This is a genomic window from uncultured Cetobacterium sp. (genome assembly GCF_947072685.1).
Lineage (GTDB): Bacteria > Fusobacteriota > Fusobacteriia > Fusobacteriales > Fusobacteriaceae > Cetobacterium_A.
Genome location: NZ_CAMTIK010000032.1, coordinates 1 through 20604 on the forward strand (window position 1 = coordinate 1; position 20604 = coordinate 20604).

Consider the following 20604-nt stretch of genomic DNA (forward strand, 5'->3'; position numbering starts at 1 on the left):
GAGTCCAGAAACTTCAATAGCTCCTATATTCTGTATGCTCCCGCCATTTTGAGCAAGCATTGCATTGGAAGTATTTTCTCCATCTCCAGTATGGATAATTGTACCACTGTTTATTCCAGTGCTCTCACTTCCATCTACTTTGATACCGGAAGTATATTGTCCAGCATTGACATAGATATTACCAGTATTTTCACCAGAACTACCACCAGTTATAGATATTCCAGTAGAATTATTTCCAGAGACATAGATATCTCCAGAGTTTGTACCGTTAGATTTTGTTTCTACAGATAGTGCAGTGCCATCCTTAACATTGATGATACCTTCATTCATGGCACTAGCACCATTTGTTAATTTTATACCTTTAGCTTTATTGTTAACTGATATAGAGCCTTTATTTGATAGAGTTGTTTCAATTTTATCAATAGCCATTGCAGAGACATTGAGTCCAGAAACTTCAATAGCTCCTATATTCTGTATGCTCCCGCCATTTTGAGCATGCATTGCATTGGAAGTGTTTTTTCCATCTCCAGTATGGATAATTGTACCACTGTTTATTCCAGTACTTCCAACTCCAGAAGCTTGTATTCCGATAGTTCCAGCTCCAGCAATTACAGTTATAATATTTTTATTCTCAACGAGAGCTGGGATTCCAGAAGAAAAATTATTAGCTTTCATTCCAACGGTTCTATCTCCGCTGACGTTGATAGTTCCATTATTAATTTTAATTTGGTTTTTTCCAGCTTCCATTCCCGAACCCGTACTTACATCAATTATTGAATTATTTTCTTGAATTTGATTTGAATAACTTTTTAAGTTTTTACTAGAAAACAATAGAAAGATTCCTAATAACACTATTTTATCCTTTGCTTTCATACTACCCCCCCGTTTTATTTGTATGATGTTGGTGTTTTAATGATACCTTATCAAGAATTTCATGTAAATCAGCCATTTATTATCTTGTTTTTTCTATCTAGAAAAGAAATGAAATTTCAGATTTTATTAATATAACTTTAAGTTTTAATGATAGAATTTAGCACATATAAAATAGAATATTTACATTTATTTCTTATATATGTAAGATATTTTTATTAGAAGAGTTATTGTTGCTCTTTTTTTAATTCTTAAGGAGGACATTTATGAAAGAAATCAAAAAAAAAAATTAAGAAGAGAGAAGTTTTAGAATTAATGGAAACTCTTCGCCAAAAAAATTATATTCCAATATATGCTGAAAATTCAAAGGAAGCTCGAGAGGTGATATTAAATCTAATCCCACTAAATTCATCGATCGCTTTGGGAGGCTCTGTAACAATCAATGAACTAGATATAATAGATACTTTTCGAAGTGATAAGTACTATCTTTTTGATAGATATAATCAACCAGATTGGTCATCAACTCTCAAATGTATGAGAGATGGAATGCTAGCGGATTACTTTTTAACCAGTACAAATGCCATAAGTAAAAATGGAGAATTGATACAGACAGATTCGGGTGGAAATAGAGTTTCCAGCTTATTATGGGGGCCTAAAAATGTTATTATTGTCTGCGGAATAAATAAATTAGTTAATACTTGGCAAGATGGCATGAAACGAATTAAAGATTTTGTAGGGCCTTTAAATTCAAAGCGAATTAATCATAAAACTCCATGTAATATTTCAGGAGTATGTGAGGATTGTGTCACTAAACAAAGGATATGTAATTTTACATCAATAGTTAGATCTGGAAAAAGAATGGAAAATTCTATAACTATTATTATTATAAATGAAGAGGTGGGATATTAATGGATAAAAATATTGAGTGGCTTTATAATTTAAAAGCACAAAATATGACAAAGATTTTATTATCTAAAGAATACGATGCAATTTTAGTTAAAAATTTAGAAGAGTTAAAAAATTCTATGCTTTCTAAAGTATTCTTAGACGAATCTTTTGTTCTTGATCAGACCCCTTTTATAGAATCTTTGGATTTCATTCATAGTATAGCTAAAAAAGGTTGCCGAATTTATGATTATAAAAAAGAGCCAAATGCTATTTTAGCTGATAATTTTATTGTAGGGTGTGATTTTATTACTGAAAATGGCGAGCTCATTTTTCTTGATGATTTTTCTAGTTGTGCTTCACTTTTTGGCCCCAAGAGGGTCTTTGTAATAGCAGGAATCAATAAATTTATTAAAAATCTTGCTGAATTTGAAACTATGGCACCAGAAATTTTAAAAATTAGAAATTATTTTAGTGAAACCAGTGATAATTTCAGTCTGATTCATCATGGTAGAAAATTTCCTGACAAATATACTATTTTTATTGTTCCAGAAGATATTGGGTTTTAAAAAAGATAGTTAGCATATAAAAAAGCAGAGTTTCACCTCTGCTTTTACTATTTTACCAATATTTTTTCCACTCAGGATTAAACAATCTTGTTAAAGCTTCTAAGTAATAATAATCTCCCCAAATATTACACTCTTTAATTCCTGAACCGTGAGGAATAGAATAAACAGCATCGGTTAAAAGTCCATTCGAAAAATACAAATCTTTAGTACTGTAGGTTTTCATTAAAGATTTCATTATTTTATGTGCTACAGTCAGGTAAATCTGTTTATCTGGGTCATTTATATCTAAAAATTTATCCATTTCCAATATACCACAAACAGCGATAGCGGCAGCAGAAGTATCTCTAGGCTGTTCAGAACCATCTTTAAATACTAAATCCCAGTAGCAAACATCGTCATCAGGTAGATTGTTTATAAAGTAGTTTGTTACTCGTTTAAAAAGATCGATATATTTTTTATCCTTTGTATATCCATATGCTAATGGGAATCCGTAAACTCCCCAAGCTTGTCCTCTTGCCCAAGCAGAGGTATCTGAATAACCTTGAGCCGTAACTCCTCTTGTTGGTTCTCCAGTTTCGGGATTGAAATAGTATGTGTGATGTGTAGATGAGTCTTCTCTAACAACGACACTAGCTGCTGTTGTTAAATGTTTTGCACCTATTTTGGCAAATGTATCATCTCCTGTCATTTCTGTTGCCCAAAATAGAAGAGGGACATTCATATTGCAGTCTATAATAAGACGATAATCTTCAGATTTTCCTAAATCTCCCCAAGCTTGAATAAACTGACCCTTGTCTTGGAATCTTGTTATTAGGTGTTTTGCGGCTTCTATTCCCACTTCTTTTGCCAATATGCTTCCTGTTACTCTCTCTTGGGCCACTGCTGAAAGAGAGTATAAAAATCCTATATCGTGATGGTTTAAATGTAATTTTTTATCAATTCTTGTTTTGTAGCCTTTCAATTGATACTCAGCTATTTTTTTATATCTTTCATTTTTAGTTAGCTCGTAAGATAACCATAACATTCCTGTCCAAAATCCAACAGTCCAATCATCAAAATCTTCAGCATTCTTTGTTCCAGGATATATATTATTCACACTCGCTGCTCTTGGGTATGTGTCTATAAATACCTTTGAATTATCATCTACTTTTTTCATAGCTTCATGCATCCCTGAAAATAAATCCTCTTTTGTTAATCTAAAATCTTTTGAATATTTTGCTCTTGTTTTTGTCAATATCTCCATTTTTGTCTCCCCCTTTTTGAGTTATAAATTTAAGTGGATTATAATGGGATTTGATTCAATTGTAAATCATCTTTTTTCTGTATTCTAATTTATATTCCATTTTGAGTTTATTTTTCCAAAATTTCTTGAGGATTGAACTGTGTTGGAGAGATACCTTCATATTTTTTAAAGATTCTTATGAATGTATTTGAACTATTATATCCTAAATTTTCTGCTAAGTCTTTAATCTTAATATCTTTTTTTTCTTTTAAAATATCTTTAGCTTTCTGTATTCTATACATATTTATATAGTTTTTAAAATTATCTCCCATGACTTTTTTAAAAAGGATACTTGTATACTTGAAAGAGAGCCCTAAATAATCGGCTAGATTATCCAATGAAAAATCAAATTGATAATTTCTATCGATATAAGTTTTTATTTTATCTCTAATGGCCTCATTTTCATCTTGTTCACTATTTTTCTTTTGTTTGCAGATTTCGATTATAAGTTCATTAAAAATAGTTCTAATTTTTTCTAAATTTGCTGTTTTTGTGATGCTCTTAATATCTAAATTTTCACAATATAACGAACTTTCAAACTCTTTTAATTGTATGACAACTCTATTTAATGTGTTATAGAGCAGTCCAGTAAATTCTTTAATATCATTTTTATCCATAGATTCAGGACTTATTCTATCAATAAAAATTTCATCGACTATCTTTTTAGCACCTTGAAGATTTCCATTTAGTAGTTTAGAAACCAGTTTAGCTTCTGTTTCTATTGGATATGTCAATATTAACTTTCCAGTTTTGATATTTTCTGAAAATAAAACTTTTCTACCTTTAGCCACAAATTTAGCATCTAAAATTTTTTTACAAGTTATATATTCCTGAGGAAAACTTTCAATTGCTAAAAATTCATTTGACACTGCAGCAATTAATTCAACACTATATTTAGACTCTATATTTTCTAAGATAAAGTGGAAGGCATCCTCTATAGTAGAATTACTTTCATCTGGAATAATAAAGGCAATACTTTTGTAATCTATATCGATATGTTCATATACACCATTTATAGATAAACTCTCTTTTAGATATTCTCTTGCTAAAGTAAAATTTTTAAAATCTAATCCGTGGTCATCACTATCAAAAATTTCAACTAAAACTATTTTTAATTTTCGTTCTTGAAGACTAATAACTTTTTTTGTCAGGGCTCCTATTTCATCAACTTTTCGTATTCCTAATACAAAATCTCTTAAATTTTTTCTTCTATCAACAACAGCTAAAGTGTTTATTTCCCCTATCAATTCTTTTCGTTCTTTATATAGTTTAAAAGAGTAATCAATTAAAAGTACTAGTAGTCCAAGAGCTAAAAACAAAACTATTGATTTTAAAAATAGGATATGAAAAAAGTGAGAATAATTAGGAGTATATAAAAATTTGAAATTTAATCCACTACTTCTTAAAATATATCCGTCATTTCCTTTTCTTTTCATCTGAATATTTCTATCTAGCGAGTAAACGTTACCATCTTTTAAAACTTCCCATTTTCCACTTTTCTTTTCAAAAAGCTCCGAGAAGAATAGTTCACGATCCAAAGTTACAATCCAAAAAACATTTTCTTCTGAATCGAAAATTTTATTTTTTAAAATAAATGAAATTTCCTTTTCTTGTGGTGATAAAATTAAATTTGTGTTTTTAGGATAGTTTTCTTGATTAAACATATCTTCAAAGTATGATTTTTTATTTCGAGTCCCTTCACCTGTTATCAATATATCAGAGTCATCTTTTCCTAAACTCAATTTGTATCCAATTTTGCCATAGATATTATTTTTATTTTGAATCTCTTGTAAAACCTTGATTAAATTATAGTATGATACCTTATCTAAGTTATAATAATCTTTGATTGGTTCACTATTTTTCAAATCACTAATAGATGACATAAATAATTCTATTTTTAAATTTATTTTATTTAAAATTCTTTCAACTCTCAACCTTTCCTTATTTTTATACTCGCTATATTCATTTGTACCAAATAAAAATATAATTACCGAAGATAAAATTAAGAAAATATAGATTTTATTATATTTAAATACGTCTTTGCGTTCTAATTTTAACATATTGCCCCTTTTATAAAACATTTTTATCTATTATACTATAATAATGACTTCGAATGCAAGGGTATAATTGATGGGGTCTCTTCCAAGATCTATCCATATTTTTATAAATCTATTGTTACTATCGCCATAAAGTTCTAAATTTATTTTTTCATCTTTAAAGAATTTATACACAATATTTCCTATTTTGATCTCTTGAAATTGTCCGCTTTTAAAGGTTTCGGTTAGGGGTTTATTATCTAAAAATATTGTAGTTTTTTTAGAATTAGACAACTTTAGGTTAGCAACTGTATGATATACATCACCCACTCCTGTTATAGAATTTTCTAGATAGATCATCCCAGTTTTTGTAAAAATATAATTTTTTTTACTTTTTAAATTCCCGTTCCAGTTAATAAAATCCATACTAGCTGAACCTAAGACAGTGTTTTTATACCCCTTAGCCAATGTATTTTTCGGCATATTGAGCATTGTACTTTCTACATTTTGTATATTTTCCATATCCATTTTAATCTCAGTAGTTCCAGGAATATAGTGAAAATCTAGATATTTCCAATAATCAATGTATTCATCGCCATCGACATATAGATATATTGCTCCATCGCTTGTGAACCATCCTTTTTGATTTTCACCATTGAAGGTTTCAAAATTTCCAATTTTTGTGGAGTGCATGGCTACTCCTATCGCAAAAGACTTATTTCTATAAAAAATTCGATTCATTTCATTAAAACATGTGAGAGAGCAGTTGTAATTTTTTATTTTAATATTTACATTTTCTAAAACATTTTTAGATAGATTATAAAATATAGCTTTTTTTTCATTTTTTTTATATGTGTAGAATTTATCTAGAAATAACTCTCTTTTGGCAATTTCAAGAAGTTTTATTCTGTTGGATTCATCCACACCATCAGCTAAAAGTAAGATTGAGTTTATAATTTCATGCCCTATCTGATGATCGTTTCCGTCTCTAGTTATGGCCCTTCCATTGACCATATCGGTCATAGCTCCTTTGAAAAAAAGTGGCTCAAAAGAATGGTATACTCTCTCACATATTTTTTGAGTATCAATTTCTTTTCTTAATTGCATATCAACTAGATATATAATTTCTGCAATACCTGATAGTAAAACATTTCCATAGGTACCAACATAGGGAATAAATCCATGTTGAATAAAGGACCCATCTTTATAAAAACCATCTCTATTGCTTATTGTTTTTATATCTCTTTCTTGAATTATTTCTAAAGTTTCAGAAATAGATTTGACAGCTTTTTTACATATACTCATATCACTTAAAAGAGCACCTCTTAAAAAAATAATTTTACAGGTATCAATTAAATTCCCACCAGTCGCCCTTCTTAAAGGAGAGTTACTAGGGTGTATGGCGACAGGATTATTTCCTAAATATTTTTCATCGGGCAAAAAATAAGCGGTTACCTTTAGTATTTTTTTTATAAATGCTTTGTTTAAGTTGTTATAAAAAAGAATTAATATATCATTTAGTAATAATGGATATCCAATCTCCCATTGCCACCAATTTGTATGTTCTACTGAGTTTAAGTTATAGAAATTTTGATAATTATTTTTTAAAATTGTATCAGCGATATAAAATAAGGTTTCATTTTTGTAATAGGTTGAATTTGTAGTATTATAAGCTATTCCTAGTACTAAAATTTTTTTATAACTATTTCTAACGGCTTCTACTAAAAATTTAGCTTCACTGTTATTTATAAGGGAATTATTATTGATGAACTCCTTTAGAATATCAGTGCACTCAAAATCTAGTTTTTTTAGTGTTTCTTTTGGAGCTATACCTCCAGTTAGAAATTCAATACGTTTTCTTAAAATTTCTTCCATAATCTTCTCCCCCTGTTAGTGTTCTATTTATTTGTAATCGACATTTACCTTTAATATACTGGTTAGAATATTAAAGGTAAATATTCTATTTTCTACAAATATAATCTTTTTTCTATACAAAAAAAGGAAAAGTCCATTTAATTTAGAAAAATTAAACAAAGGTTTTGATCAACAGGAGGTTTAAAGATGAAAATAACAATGATTTTAGATTTTGTATGCCCATATTGTTTTGTAGGAGAAAAAATTTTAGAAAAAGCTTTAAAAGAAAAAAGAATAAAACCAGAATATAGATTTCTACCATATGAACTTTCTCCAGAGCCAAATCCACAGCCAGTTGTAAATGAGAGTGCTAGAGAATATTTTAAAAAGAATATTGAAAGTTGGGCTAAAGAGGAAGGGATTGCAATAAATTTTCCGACAATAAGTCCAAAACCAAGAACAGCTTTAGCATTTGAAGGGCTATATACAGCTGAAAAGTATGGAAAAGGAATCGAATATATAAGAGCTATTTTAGAAGCATATTGGATTCATAATAAAAATATAGGAGATTTAAATGTTTTGGTTGAAATAGCTGAGAATTTAGAAATTCCTAAATTTGAATTTGAAGATTCTTTATTAACTTCTAAATATAGAGAGGCACATAAAAAATTAAACGAAGAGGTTTCAGAGTATGATTTTGATGTTGTTCCAACATTTTATATAAATGATGAGCAAATAGCTAATTTTCCAAGAAAAATTGAAGATTGGATTCATAAAATTTAGATAGAATTAAAAAGAGAGATTTTATAATCTCTCTTTTTAATGATTTAAAATCAATTGTTGAACGATATCATCGAGCTTATCCTTATTTCTTAAAATGAAGTTTTCAGCATCTAGACAAAGATTTTCTATATTTTTTGAAGAACTATTATCCATTTCAATAGAAGCGCTAAATAGATGCGGATTTAATCTGTAGTAGTTCCACTTGTTTTTAGATGAATCAAATATTTTTCTAAGAATAAAATCATCGGTATTAGATTGTGTAGAAAAAAGAATATCTATAATAGGAACAACCCATTTTGCACCACCTTTAGATTTTAAATGCTCATAACTTCGATCCCCATCTTTTTTACCGGTTCCAAGAGAGATTAAAATAATATCTTCCGAGTCTGGATAAGAGGGTTTATTTTCGTTGATAATTTTTTTAAAGTTGATATTTCTAGCTTCAGCATAAGCTATAAGTGCCGGATTATTAGCAAATATACCCCCGTCAATGCAGTTGTAAATATGTCCATTTTCTGAAACAAGTTTTTTGGCATTAAAATAAACTGGAGCTGATGATGTAGCAACAACAACATCTTTAAGCTTAAAATTTTTAAAAGGTTTCTTTTGAGCATTGATACTGTCAAAAAAAATTTCTTTAGCTCTTATCAAATCATAAGATGTTGTCATAAAAGGTTTAAGTGTATCTCCTAAATGGTAATCTTGAAAAAGTTCATAGGATAGGTTTTCAAGGGATTTACTTGAGTATTTAGGTCTTATAATTCCTCCAAAAGAAGTTAATTTTCGTGTGAAACTTTTTATGAAAATTTTACGACCTAAAGTTTTATAAAGGGATATTATTTCATTTGCAGTATGGTACTTAGGGGATGTATATAGAGCCCCTAAAATACCACCGGTACTTGTTCCAACAATAAAATCAAAATATTCATGTAAAAAAACATTTTTATTTACTTTAGATGAAATCTCTTTTTCTAAATACTCACAGATAATAGCGGGAATAATACCTTTTATTCCCCCACCATCAATAGATAAAACTCTTAATTTTTTCATTTTTTATTTAATTAACTCTGAAACTGCATTTTTAAATTGCCAGTTATGGTATTTATCCCAATCTATACTCCAAGTCATAAATCCTTTGACATTAGTGTATCCTCTTCTTTGAACTTCAAGCCAAGCTGATTTTATTATTTCCATATCATTTATTGCTCCAGTTCCAGCAGCTCCAACACCTGAAGGAAGACCTATAGCAAGTTTCTCTTCTGGAATTGGTCCAATAGGGAATAATTGAGCATATTCTCCACCCCAAGCAGGACCATCATGACCTTTTATTAGAGCTTGTGTAAACTCAGGAATGAATCTAGCTTGATTTTTACAATCAATCGCAACTCCACTTCCATCAAATGGATAAACTCCTGTACCAGGTGCGTTGTAGTATTGCGGATGAATAGTAGTTATTAGATCCTTAGTTTCTCTTATTAAGTCAATATAAAGAGAACCAAAACCAGTACTTATTAGATATGCAACTTCTGGAGCCATAGAATAAATGAAATTAGGATCTTTAGCTCTGAAGTGTAAAATAATCTCTTTGATAGCTTGAACTATAAAAGTACTTCCATACTGTGTACTTTGTCCTTCTAAATCGATATCAAATCCATTGAATCCATATTCCTCAATTATATTGATAACTCCACTTTTGAAAATGTTTTTTTCTGTTTCTGATTTCAGTTTAAACACTCCATTTTGTCCACCGATAGCTATTATAACATCATGACCTTTAGCTTTCATTCTTTTAACCTTATCTTTAAATGCCTCTTTTGTTACTTGTTTACTTGCTTCTGGGTCAAACTGTGGTGTTAAGAAGTCATTCATATGTTCAATAAATGATACAACAATAGTGTCGTATTCAGAAGGGACATCTTCTAAATCAATATAAGAAGTAGGACCATTTCCGCCCCATGAAGACCAATATCCAATTAAAGATTTCTCACCCAAATTTTCAGGTTTTTCTTTAAAAATTTCAACACTATTGGTTTTGTAATATGAAGCTTTAGAATTTGCAGTTCCAGCAAAAACAAGTTCAATTTTATTGTTTCCATTAGATAGGAATAGTTCATCTTTATTTATTTGAACATTAACCATTGATGATCTTCTTGTAAATTCAACCACCTTTGTTTTAGCTTTAAAATTATTTACATAAATAGCATATTCAGAATGAATCTGTGGATTAGGGATTGAAACAGTTCCTAATATTTGATTCTTATCCGCAGTCAAATAGATTGCTTCAACATCTGTAGCCCCTAGTATAGGTAACTGATCTGGGAAAGAAATAGTAGGTATTTCAGGCTCAGGATCGGGCGTAGGATTAGGATTTGTCCCCCCACTCTCTTCACCATTTATTAAAACTTTTACAGGATAACCATTAATAGTCGCATTTGTCATTATATTTTTATCGAAAGCTACACCATTACCGTTGATACCATTGATGCTTATTTTAGCAAAAGGAGTCAAAGAAAAATGAGGAACTTGAGCCCAGTCTTTTCCTGAAGTTATAGATAATTGATTTCCTTTACGGTCACAATTTATTTGCCAATGTGATAGAGAAGAAGCAGATGAATCAAAATTTAAAGCCCAATCTCCAGCAAGATTGATATCACTATGAGATTCAATCTCCATCTCTGCACTAAAACCATTTCCCCAAGATTGAGAAGAAGACAGTTTAACTGTAGCGAATATATCACTAGGTACAGGCGGTTCTGGAGGTAAAGGAAGATTCTCTTCAATAACGGCACTATTACTATTGACAGTGATTGTTCCAATCTCGTTTTCTAGTCTGTATGAATAGATAGCTTCAACTAAGTATTGACCTGGAGTAAGAATACTTGAAAATGATACAGGCTCATTAAAATTAGTTGATTGTTTTTGTTCAATTATATTGTTGATATTTGTTTTTAATTTGAAAATAACCTCAATCAATCTTGATTGAACATCAACTATATTTGTAGAAGAAACCTTAGCTTGATTTTTAACGATTTCCAGTTTAGGTGCTGAAACTTGAGGAATTATAATCTCTGTTTCAGGAATAACTAAATTATCATCTAAATCAAAAATTCCCTTTTCAATAGTTGAAAGAAGTTCTTTAGCTTCAAGAAAATAGATAATAGATGATTGCATACTTAGATTGTTAATTTTGTTTTTTAGCTCTATAAGTTGAAGGTGTAAGAATTCTAATTCATTATTAGATTCTTCAACAAATTTTTTTTTAAGGTTATTGTAGTGCTTTAAAACATTTGAAAAATGTGATTTTATACTTTGGATTTCTAGTGTACTCATGTGAATGCTCCTTTAAATTTAATTTTATTGTATTTCTTTCCAAGCTTCATTTAAATTAGGTGGAAAATCCCAAGCTGAAACATACCAACTGTTTGAATAATATTTACCTTGATAAAAAACCTTATTTCCTGCAGAAGGATATGACATAGATTCATGCCAAATAGGAGTGTTGTTGTAAATACCACAATCATTATTTGGATTTAGGGGTTTTACTTGGAAATTTACAGTGTTATATTTTTGAAAAATTTTAGAAAACTCTAGATTTTCTTGAATTATACCTGATGAATCAGGACCATTTAGAATGCTACCATCATTCTCTTTATCTCTATTAGAAGACCAAAAAGAAATCATACCAACTTTATAAAGTTGGCAAAAATCTAATAAAGTATTTGCATCTTGAGTATAAAATGTATTGAATATTCCAGTATCGTTTATTCCAATCTCTGGACATATTCCAATCATTTTCCAGATCTCTTCATCTGTTTTGAAAATTCTATTTTTTTCAAAAACTTCTTGTAATTGTCTATGTAAGTTTTTAGCTGCATCAATAGCCTGTTCAGCCATATTTCCTGAGTATGCAGAACCATAGCACATAGCCATAATATTAATTCCAGCTATTTCTACACCTTTTTTTAGAGCATCATCTAAAAGAAGCAGCTCATTCTGATTTAAACCATAAGGCATAGTAGGAAGAGTGAACCAAACATCAATAGCTTTTCCACTGTTTTTTAATTCACTTTGCATCATAGCAATTGCAGTATGGTTAATCTTATTTGCTTGGCAAGTTTCACCGGCCAGTATTGAATTGTGTTCCATATCAAAATCAACCCTAGTTAAGTTCCAAGCATTGATTATTTCTAGATATTTATTTTTTAATACTTCTGGATTATCTATAACTTCATTTAGATAAGGACCTGTAAGACCACCAAAAGAGATACAGATATCTCCACCCATAGAACGAAGTCTTTCAACATCTTGCTTTAATCCAGCAGTAGTACCTTTTGAACCTGGAAGCTGAGTACTCCCTCCCCAAGATGCGTTGAAATTGGAATCAGCAGTAATAAATCCAAGATTATAGAAAGGTATTCCTATCTGTTTAGATACGTCTGCAAATGGAAACTTTAAGAAAACATCATCTCTAGCCGCATCAACAAAAGGTGAAAATACGCAGTCTTTCCAGACAGAGGCATCAGTTTCTGGAGGGATCTCTGTTTCTTTTAGAACTTCTACTGTATTGGAAATTATAGAGATTTCACCCTCTTGCATACCTGTATTGTAGTATGAAGTTGATTGGAAATAATACTTACCTTGTGTTACATTTTTAAAATCTATTTGTGAAGGAATAGATTTTGTTTCAAGAGTTTCTATAATCTGATCAAGTTCATTTTTTAAAGTAAATATATTTTTAAATATTGCATTATCCTCATCGTTAACTTTAGTTAAAACTCCAATAGGATTTGTCTCTGAAAGAACAAGTCCAGCACAACATATAGAAGGGATTGTTTTTTCTAAATCTAAAACTTCGATAGTATTTGATGTTATAGTTTGACTTTGAACAACATCATTGTCGCCTTCATAAAAATATGTAGCGATAAAATAGTATATGCCCGTATCTCTGTAATTAAAATCAACTTTGAATAGAGTTTCAGGATAAGTGATAGTTTCAATTTCAGTTGTTCCTATATCTAGGACTTTGAAAAGTCTATATTCAATATTATTTAAACGCAACTCTGGGTCTGAAATATCTTTAAGTTCACCTTTGAAACTTCCATCATCTTTTAAAATCGCTTTTTTAATTTCAGGAAAAATTATCTCTGGAGGATTAGATTCAATGATATGCTCCAAATCAAATATTATTTTTTCTAAATCAAAAGCGAGTGTTTTTATTTGGAAGAATTGGTCAATATTACTTAAGTTAGATAAATTATTTGAAAAATCTATCAATTGATCTAATTTATTTTTAGCAACATTATATTCTGGATTTGTTCTAACAACATCCATAATTATATTCATATTGCTTTGAAGAGTTTTAAATTTATCAAATAAAGCGGAAATTTTATTTTTTAAATCATTAACTTGAAAATCAAGTTCGGTATTTGAATTCAAGACAAAAACCTCCTAGAAATTTAATCAACTTTTATGTTGCAGAAAATTATAATTTTATTTTAATCGTGAAAAAACATTTCATTTTTGTTTTGTTTTAAGAGCAAAAAAATTGTGATAGTTGAAATAAAGCTTATACTGAAAAATAAAAAATGTCAAATGATTATTTGTTTATTTTTATTTATAAATTAGCAATTAAAGGTGATAGTTGAAGAGAAATAAAGGGTGGTTAGTTATTTTGTAAAAATTTATTTAAAAAAAAATAAAAAAAAGTTGATTATTTCTTTCAAAAAATGTAATATTAATTCATATAATGGAAAAATATTGAATTGTTTTATAAATTAAATTTTGATGGTGGTAGTTATATTTTTAATTAATTGAAAGGGGATATATGTTTTTTAACAGTAAAAATAAAGAGTTAAAGAAAGAGATTACAAGCTTAAAAGCTTTGAACAAAGAGTATGAAGAAAAATGTGAATACTATCAAGATAGATATTCACAAATAAAATCTGACTATACAATCGCTTTAAGAAAAAATGAAAATTTTAATAATGCTTTTAGAGAAAATTTTTCAGAACTTTCTTCAAAATTAATTTCTTTGGAAGTAAGTTTAGTAAAATTAGAAGAAAATAATAAGATGGTTATAAAATCTGAAAATATAATTAAGAGATTTCAAGAGATTGAGTGCGAGATAGTTAAGCTATCCAAAGAGATTTGTAGATTGTCATCTTTTTTAGAGAAGCATACTTCGTTTAATAAAAATACGTCTACTTATCAATCGAATTTAGAGAAATCTTATAACAGTTTTAAGTAAATTTATAAAAAAGGAGAACAGAATGAAAAAAATAAAAAATAACCTATTTCCTGTTATTGAAAAGGAAGAGGAGTTTAAAAAAATATATAATAACACTCTTGATAAAGTAAATAAAATGAATAATCTATATTCAGATAAACATATAACTATCAATTGTGATGAATTAATTCCTATGATTGAGAGAATGAATAACTTTATGTTAAATTTATCAGTGAATACTAGTTTAGAGGAATATCTATCTTTTAAGCTTTTAATTCAAAATATTGAAAGATTTTTAGGTGAATGTAATCATGATGATTCGATTATACCACCCCCACTTCCTGAATTAGAACCATCAATAATTAAAGCCGTATTAAAAAATATAAACAAAAAATTAGTTGGAGAGTTGGAACCAGGAGAAAATGATAAGTTAATAACATCTGTGGAGTATGAATTATATAAAAATAATGATAGAGTGGAAAAAATAACTCTTATATCCCCATTAGATAAAGTTTTCTTCACTTCAAATACACCTGGAGAGTATCATTTTGTATCGAAGTATTTTTGGAAAGATACATTTAAAGAGATTCTTTCAAATAGGGTAACAATCGAGGAAGAAACTATTTTACCGCCACTAGATGATGAGTTTCCAACTATGTTACCATATTCAAATTTATGGGCACATACTGTTAAAAATGGAGAAAATTATGAGATAACTTTAAACAACACTTGGGGAGAGATTTCACCGAAAGTGGGGGTTTATCAAGATGGTCAACTTTTAGAGACAATAACGACTAACTATACATCATTGAATAAAGGATCTGCAAAAAATAAAGTATCTATAACTAACTATTCGATGTTAAAGGATATAAAATTTGTGTATAAAGTGACTTATACAAGAGATGAACAAACAAATGATAAAGTGGTAGTTTATTATAAGAGTACGACTGGAAAAATAGAAATAGCTGTTGAAGATGGTGGAGTAAAATATTGTGAGCACCCAGAGTGGAATAGTGAGATAGAGTATGGAACAGCAACTGGAAAAATAGTTTATTATAGTGGATTCCATTTTAAACATTCTGGTTGGGCAAGTAAAGGAGATACTCCTAAATTAAATGGAGATTGGTCACCTTGGACAAAACTAACAGCAGGAGAAGAGTTACAGATAGATTGTCCTGGGCAACATGTGATGGATGCAATAGGAAAAATACCGAATGCACACTTAGAGCCTATGAATATAGCTGAAGTTGAGGGGATCGGATCTCCAATGGAAAAGAAACATATAACATATTCTGCTGAATGGGGTAAATGGGGCGGAAGAAAATATACTCCTAAAGTGAGTCCATGGAATAAAATATCTCATATGCAGTACGCATTTATTGATGTTACACCAGATTATTCTGGAGAATTTATAACAGACAAAGATGATATTTCACATTTAGGAAAGGCAGCTCAAGATGTAGCTACAGGTGCTGGAGCATTGAATGTATCTCCAAATATATTCGATCCAGGGGCAGCGTTCTCTAAGTATGGAGGAACAAATGCTTATATGACTGAATTTATGGAAATGGGGAAAAAATACCCATATGTAAAACCTATAGCTTCTTTAGGTGGATGGTCTCGTTCAGGATTTTTCAGAGATGCTGCATCTGATGAAAAAAGAGATTACTTTGTAAAGAGATGTGTTGATTTTATTAGAGAGTTCAACTTTGTTGGAATAGATATAGATTGGGAATTCCCATGTTCTAGAAGAGATGGAGATTTAGTAGATAACAAAAATGATTTAGGGACACCAAGAGCAAAAGATGATGAGGATGTATTATTTAATAAATTAATGCAATCATTAAGAATTGCTTTAGACAATGCAGGAAAAGAGGATGGAAAATATTACTTCCTATCGTGTGCTATTGTTTCAGGAAAAAATCATATAGAGAAGAGTGGAATTGCGTTATGGCATAAGACTTGTGATTTTATAAGTTATATGACTTATGATATTCACGGTGCTTTTGATTCAATAACAAATCACCAATCATATTTATTCCAAAACCAAAATGAACCTTCGATTGAAACAAACCCACAAGGAAATGCTATGTCGATAAAAACATTAATCGATTATGTTACAAAAACATATGGAGTTTCTGCCAAAAAAATTACAGTAGGAACACCGTTTTATTCGAGAGGTTGGTCTGGAGTATTTAAACCAGTAAATGGATGGCCAACATCTATGCCAGGATTATATGTAAAAACAAACATAAATGCTGCATCTAATGGAGCAAAAGGATGTTCAGCGCCAGGAACTATGGATGGGGGAAGAGGAGCAGGAGTACTACCATTGGTTCATTTAAACAAATTGATGAATGGTGAAAATGTTTCAGTTAGAACTATAGATTTAAATGGTCCTGCTAACCCACATGCTGGGACAATATTAAGAGGAGCAGACTTTAAATATTACTATGATGAGCAGGCACAAACACCATACTTATATAATGAAAAGGATGGAATATTCTATACATTTGAAGATGAACAATCATTGGATAAAAAATGTCAGTGGGTTTTAGAAAATAATCTAGCTGGAATAATATCTTGGGATATAGGGATGGATGATTATGGAGTAGACATGCATGGTGCAGAAGCAACATCAGCATATCCAAATTTATATCAAGCGGATCACCTTTTAACATCTGTAATATTCAATAGATTTAAAACAGATTCATTGAGATTAAACTATTTAAATAGAGTTTCTAGAGGATAAAAATAACTATAAAATTAAAGAGAGGAGAATACCTCTCTTTAATTTTATAAAAAGATAATGGGGAGAGAAGATGAGGATAGATATAAACAATTTAGAATTAATTGATAGCCAACGAATTATACCTTCTACGAACTTAACTATATGGAATAATAATGGTTTAGAAAATTTTTTAGATGGAGATGAAGAGACTCTTTTTCATTCAAATCAATATGAGAGTGGGGAATATGGAGATGTATACTTGGAACTACCATACCCAGCATTGATATCAAAAATAAGTTTTTTAACAAATCACCCTGTTGCCAATAATGGATGTGTATATAATTATGAGATTCTTTATAAAAAAGAGAGAGAGAACAGTGGATGGATTTCAGCTTTTAATTCGACAAGAGAAACTGTTAAAGGGTGGAGAAGTGCGACAATAGAAGAAATTTATGCGACAGATATTTGTATCAGAGTTCACGATAGTAGTGGAAGATGGGTAGTAATAAATACGATAAATATATATTCGACAACACAGGAAAAAGATGCTGAAAACTTAAAAGAAAATTTAGAAAAATTGTTTGTAGATTATCAATATACTCAGATAAAAGAAGATATAAAATTGAAAGATATAACTAAATTTATAGAAAGTTATCCAAGTAGTAATTTAGGCTATGTGGCAAAGTTATTATGGATAAACAACAACACACTAAAAAAAGAAGCCTTTAAAATAAGAAAAGATTCTGAAAGCTATGGGAATTATTTTGATATTTTAAAAATAGATACTTCCTTAAGACTAATTTCGACACCATATAGAATAAATACTAAAAAAGATTATCTGATTGTCAGTGATAAAAAGATAAGGGTATGCCTAATTTCAGAAGAGTCTGAGAGTCCAGTTTCACAGATAATAGATTTAAAAATAGGTCCAAATTTAATATATTCAGAAGATATAAAAGGGGATATTTTTATTCTAAAAGAAACTTCGGAAGAGATAAATTTAAATATGTATAATTTAGATTTATCAAATAATTATAAGATTGGTAAAAATTCTCCAGAGATGGTACTTTTAAACAGTTATAATAAGTTTATAATTGTGGAGGGAAAGAATTTTATTTTAAAAGCAGATTTAGTTTGGATAAATAATAATTTTAATAAATATGAATTTATTCAAGCCATAGAAAATTTGGATAGTGTATTGGATTATATTAATTTTTTAATAAATAAAAACGGATATTTCTGTACAGATAAGGATAGTCCTGTCTATAAAAAAGTCTTTTGGATAGGAGAAGAATCAGGAATAAAAGAGACAGCCTCTGGGTATTATACAACTTATAATATAGAATCTACAAATGTTTTTAATAAAAATATTGAAGAGTTTGGGAGTAAAAATTTATCGGAGCTATTGTCAAAAGGGTTTGGAAATTTAGAGTTTTTAAGTTCAGAAGTTAAAGATATTTTAGCATATTTAATAAATATTGAACTTGAGTTAAAGTATAAGAACAGTTTAGATATTTCTGTAGATGAGAAGAGATTGTTGTGGAGTAAGCTACTAATTTTTTCAAACGAAAATAGATTTATACCAAAAATATACAAAGATATTCAAAGAGAGAATGATTCCAATAAAAAACTTTCAATAAGTGATCTGTGTTTTTACATAACAAAAATTTTACAAAGAGATGTAAGTAATTATTTTATAGGAGCTCAGTATAGTATAGAGAGTGAAATAGTTTCCCAGTGTAACACTTATCCAAAACCAACAATAAATTTAAATGAGTTGACTTTGGAAAATTATCAAAGTCAAATAGAAAATGAGATTGCTATATTTAATATGAACTATAAAAACAATGAAGGTAGTCAAAATTAGGAGGAAAAATGAATTCAGAATTAACCTTTATTAGAAATGGAAATGTACCAAGTAGCAATACTTTTAATTTGAAATTAAATAAAAAAGAAATCATAAAAAATTTGATATTGGAAACTCAAAATAGTAAGTTTCCAAATTTTCTAAATATAACGACAAAAGATTTTTTAAACAACACGATAACAATTAAGGCCAATGTAATAAGAACTCTAGGAAATATTCAGGAGTGGGAATTAGAAGCTATCTTAACTGATGAGTTAAAAGTTACAATTGAGGGAGAAGAAGCCTCTATAATAAACGTAACACCTATTTTAACAGAGGGGACTTCATATTATCTTCAAGAAGATATAGATGCTAGAGTAAGTAGAGAGGATATAGATCTATTAAATTCAAATATTGAAACGGAGTTAATTCTTAAATTAGAGAATTCTAAAATTATTAATAGAATTAATTTTAATAGAGAGTTTGAAAATTTAGAGATTCTTTATTCTCCGGGGGAAGGGCAAGATTGGATTTCTCTAAACTATATAGATATTCATGGTATTAAAAAATTTCATCCTGTGCTAGTTAAAGGGTTATGCTTTAGAAGTTCTCAAGCGATAAATCTAAAAAAAGAAGATATTGAAATTTATATATTTAATTATTTAGAGCATGAAATCAACTCATTATTTGAGGATACTACTCTAACAGAAGTAAAAAGTGGAGTGACTATTCAGGACATTATCACTTTAGAGATGAAAACAAATAAAACAGAGGAATATTTAAATAAACTTGCTATTGCAAGAAATCTTTTGGTGGTGAATATGGATACAAAGAGGATATCGATAAATAATGAAAAGCACCAAATTTTAAATAGATTTTCTTATGAAACATCTGGAGTGGGTATTTATCGTGCGACAGTAAATTATGAGGATAGATATGGAAATAAAAAGAGCAAAACATCCAATAATATTTTAAACAATATAATAACTTTTGAGAATTTCTATGGAAAAGATTTAGAGCTTACACTTTATGGGCCAAATAATGAAACTGAAATAGTTATAACAACAATTTTAGAATCACAAGATAGTTATTATTTAACAACTGACTTAGAGAGAAGTATAGATAGAACAAATCTTGTTGCAGAATCTGGCTGCGGTGTTTATTCAGGAAATTTAGGGCCGGATAAAGCAATTGATAACTATGAAAACACCAATTTTCACAGTACAAGATATTCAGAGTATGGAGATTTTTATATAACTAATCCAGAACCTCAAGTTGTTGACGAGTTGCATCTTTTAACAAGAAATACATCTTTGGGAAGAGTTGAGAACTATACTGTTTTATATAAAGAGAGTTCAAATGAAGAGTGGTTAGTTGTAGGAGAATCAATAAATGAAGGTTTAGCTGGAAATTGGAGAAATATTAAATTCAATCCTATTTTCGCTTCAAATATTTGTATTAGAGTCAATAAATCTAATGAAAATCATGTATTGATATATGATTTACAATTTTTAAAGTACAA

At 29.2% G+C, this 20604-nt stretch carries 13 protein-coding genes and 1 pseudogene; 7 read left to right on the forward strand and 7 right to left on the reverse strand.

Features of this window, described 5'->3' with window-relative positions; translation table 11 throughout:
- Positions 1–873: pseudogene (locus tag Q0V67_RS09530) on the reverse strand (hypothetical protein); the annotation flags it as partial.
- Between the two features lie 312 nt (positions 874–1185).
- Here Q0V67_RS09530 and Q0V67_RS09535 point away from each other — a divergent pair.
- Together Q0V67_RS09535 and Q0V67_RS09540 are read left to right on the forward strand one after the other, a co-directional pair.
- A complete protein-coding gene (locus Q0V67_RS09535; RefSeq protein WP_297599046.1) occupies positions 1186–1779 on the forward strand; it encodes a lactate utilization protein in 594 nt (197 codons plus the stop codon).
- Entirely contained in the window at positions 1779–2324 is a 546-nt protein-coding gene (locus Q0V67_RS09540; protein WP_297599048.1) for an LUD domain-containing protein, read from the forward strand. The genes Q0V67_RS09535 and Q0V67_RS09540 overlap by 1 nt, the downstream gene beginning before the upstream one ends.
- Positions 2325–2376: 52 nt before the next feature.
- Here Q0V67_RS09540 and Q0V67_RS09545 read toward each other — a convergent pair whose 3' ends face one another.
- The 3 genes from Q0V67_RS09545 to Q0V67_RS09555 all read right to left on the reverse strand — a co-directional run bounded on the left by Q0V67_RS09545 (position 2377) and on the right by Q0V67_RS09555 (position 7517).
- Complete coding sequence (locus Q0V67_RS09545) at positions 2377–3567, reverse strand: glycoside hydrolase family 88 protein (RefSeq protein WP_297599050.1); 1191 nt, start codon at positions 3565–3567, stop codon at positions 2377–2379.
- Between the two features lie 107 nt (positions 3568–3674).
- Positions 3675–5666 carry a helix-turn-helix transcriptional regulator gene (locus Q0V67_RS09550; RefSeq protein WP_297599052.1) on the reverse strand — a complete coding sequence of 664 codons (1992 nt, stop codon included), beginning with the start codon at positions 5664–5666 and terminating at the stop codon, positions 3675–3677.
- Between the two features lie 30 nt (positions 5667–5696).
- Complete coding sequence (locus Q0V67_RS09555; RefSeq protein WP_297599054.1) at positions 5697–7517, reverse strand: polysaccharide lyase family 8 super-sandwich domain-containing protein; 1821 nt, start codon at positions 7515–7517, stop codon at positions 5697–5699.
- 186 nt (positions 7518–7703) lie between these two features.
- On the opposite strand from Q0V67_RS09555, the gene Q0V67_RS09560 reads away from it, so the two are divergent.
- Positions 7704–8279 carry a DsbA family protein gene (locus tag Q0V67_RS09560; protein WP_297599055.1) on the forward strand — a complete coding sequence of 192 codons (576 nt, stop codon included), beginning with the start codon at positions 7704–7706 and terminating at the stop codon, positions 8277–8279.
- 36 nt (positions 8280–8315) lie between these two features.
- Here Q0V67_RS09560 and Q0V67_RS09565 read toward each other — a convergent pair whose 3' ends face one another.
- The 3 genes from Q0V67_RS09565 to Q0V67_RS09575 are packed head-to-tail and all read right to left on the reverse strand — an operon-like array spanning position 8316 to position 13715.
- On the reverse strand, positions 8316–9329 hold the full coding sequence (locus Q0V67_RS09565; protein ID WP_297599057.1) for a patatin-like phospholipase family protein: 1014 nt from the start codon (positions 9327–9329) through the stop codon (positions 8316–8318).
- Positions 9330–9332: 3 nt separating this feature from the next.
- Entirely contained in the window at positions 9333–11609 is a 2277-nt protein-coding gene (locus Q0V67_RS09570; protein ID WP_297599059.1) for a glycosyl hydrolase family 18 protein, read from the reverse strand.
- A 24-nt stretch (positions 11610–11633) separates the two neighbouring features.
- Complete coding sequence (locus tag Q0V67_RS09575; protein ID WP_297599060.1) at positions 11634–13715, reverse strand: chitinase; 2082 nt, start codon at positions 13713–13715, stop codon at positions 11634–11636.
- A 388-nt stretch (positions 13716–14103) separates the two neighbouring features.
- Here Q0V67_RS09575 and Q0V67_RS09580 point away from each other — a divergent pair, with 388 nt between their 5' ends.
- The 4 genes from Q0V67_RS09580 to Q0V67_RS09595 form a co-directional block, all read left to right on the forward strand.
- Complete coding sequence (locus Q0V67_RS09580; RefSeq protein WP_297599062.1) at positions 14104–14526, forward strand: hypothetical protein; 423 nt, start codon at positions 14104–14106, stop codon at positions 14524–14526.
- A 22-nt stretch (positions 14527–14548) separates the two neighbouring features.
- Positions 14549–17257 (forward strand): glycosyl hydrolase family 18 protein, encoded by a 2709-nt coding sequence (locus Q0V67_RS09585; protein ID WP_297599064.1) that lies wholly within the window; start codon positions 14549–14551, stop codon positions 17255–17257.
- A 70-nt stretch (positions 17258–17327) separates the two neighbouring features.
- Entirely contained in the window at positions 17328–19103 is a 1776-nt protein-coding gene (locus Q0V67_RS09590; RefSeq protein WP_297599066.1) for a hypothetical protein, read from the forward strand.
- Positions 19104–19111: 8 nt separating this feature from the next.
- On the forward strand, positions 19112–20604 hold a 1493-nt coding region (locus Q0V67_RS09595; protein ID WP_297599068.1), incomplete at its 3' end, for a discoidin domain-containing protein.

Bases quoted from the DNA above. Each gene is read 5' to 3' on its own strand.
- Q0V67_RS09550 (WP_297599052.1), bottom strand. From the start codon at position 5,666: ATGTTAAAATTAGAACGCAAAGACGTATTTAAATATAATAAAATCTAT.
- Q0V67_RS09560 (WP_297599055.1), top strand. From the start codon at position 7,704: ATGAAAATAACAATGATTTTAGATTTTGTATGCCCATATTGTTTTGTA.
- Q0V67_RS09580 (WP_297599062.1), top strand. From the start codon at position 14,104: ATGTTTTTTAACAGTAAAAATAAAGAGTTAAAGAAAGAGATTACAAGC.
- Q0V67_RS09590 (WP_297599066.1), top strand. From the start codon at position 17,328: ATGAGGATAGATATAAACAATTTAGAATTAATTGATAGCCAACGAATT.
- Q0V67_RS09540 (WP_297599048.1), top strand. From the start codon at position 1,779: ATGGATAAAAATATTGAGTGGCTTTATAATTTAAAAGCACAAAATATG.
- Q0V67_RS09565 (WP_297599057.1), bottom strand. From the start codon at position 9,329: ATGAAAAAATTAAGAGTTTTATCTATTGATGGTGGGGGAATAAAAGGT.
- Q0V67_RS09545 (WP_297599050.1), bottom strand. From the start codon at position 3,567: ATGGAGATATTGACAAAAACAAGAGCAAAATATTCAAAAGATTTTAGA.
- Q0V67_RS09570 (WP_297599059.1), bottom strand. From the start codon at position 11,609: ATGAGTACACTAGAAATCCAAAGTATAAAATCACATTTTTCAAATGTT.
- Q0V67_RS09555 (WP_297599054.1), bottom strand. From the start codon at position 7,517: ATGGAAGAAATTTTAAGAAAACGTATTGAATTTCTAACTGGAGGTATA.
- Q0V67_RS09535 (WP_297599046.1), top strand. From the start codon at position 1,186: ATGGAAACTCTTCGCCAAAAAAATTATATTCCAATATATGCTGAAAAT.
- Q0V67_RS09585 (WP_297599064.1), top strand. From the start codon at position 14,549: ATGAAAAAAATAAAAAATAACCTATTTCCTGTTATTGAAAAGGAAGAG.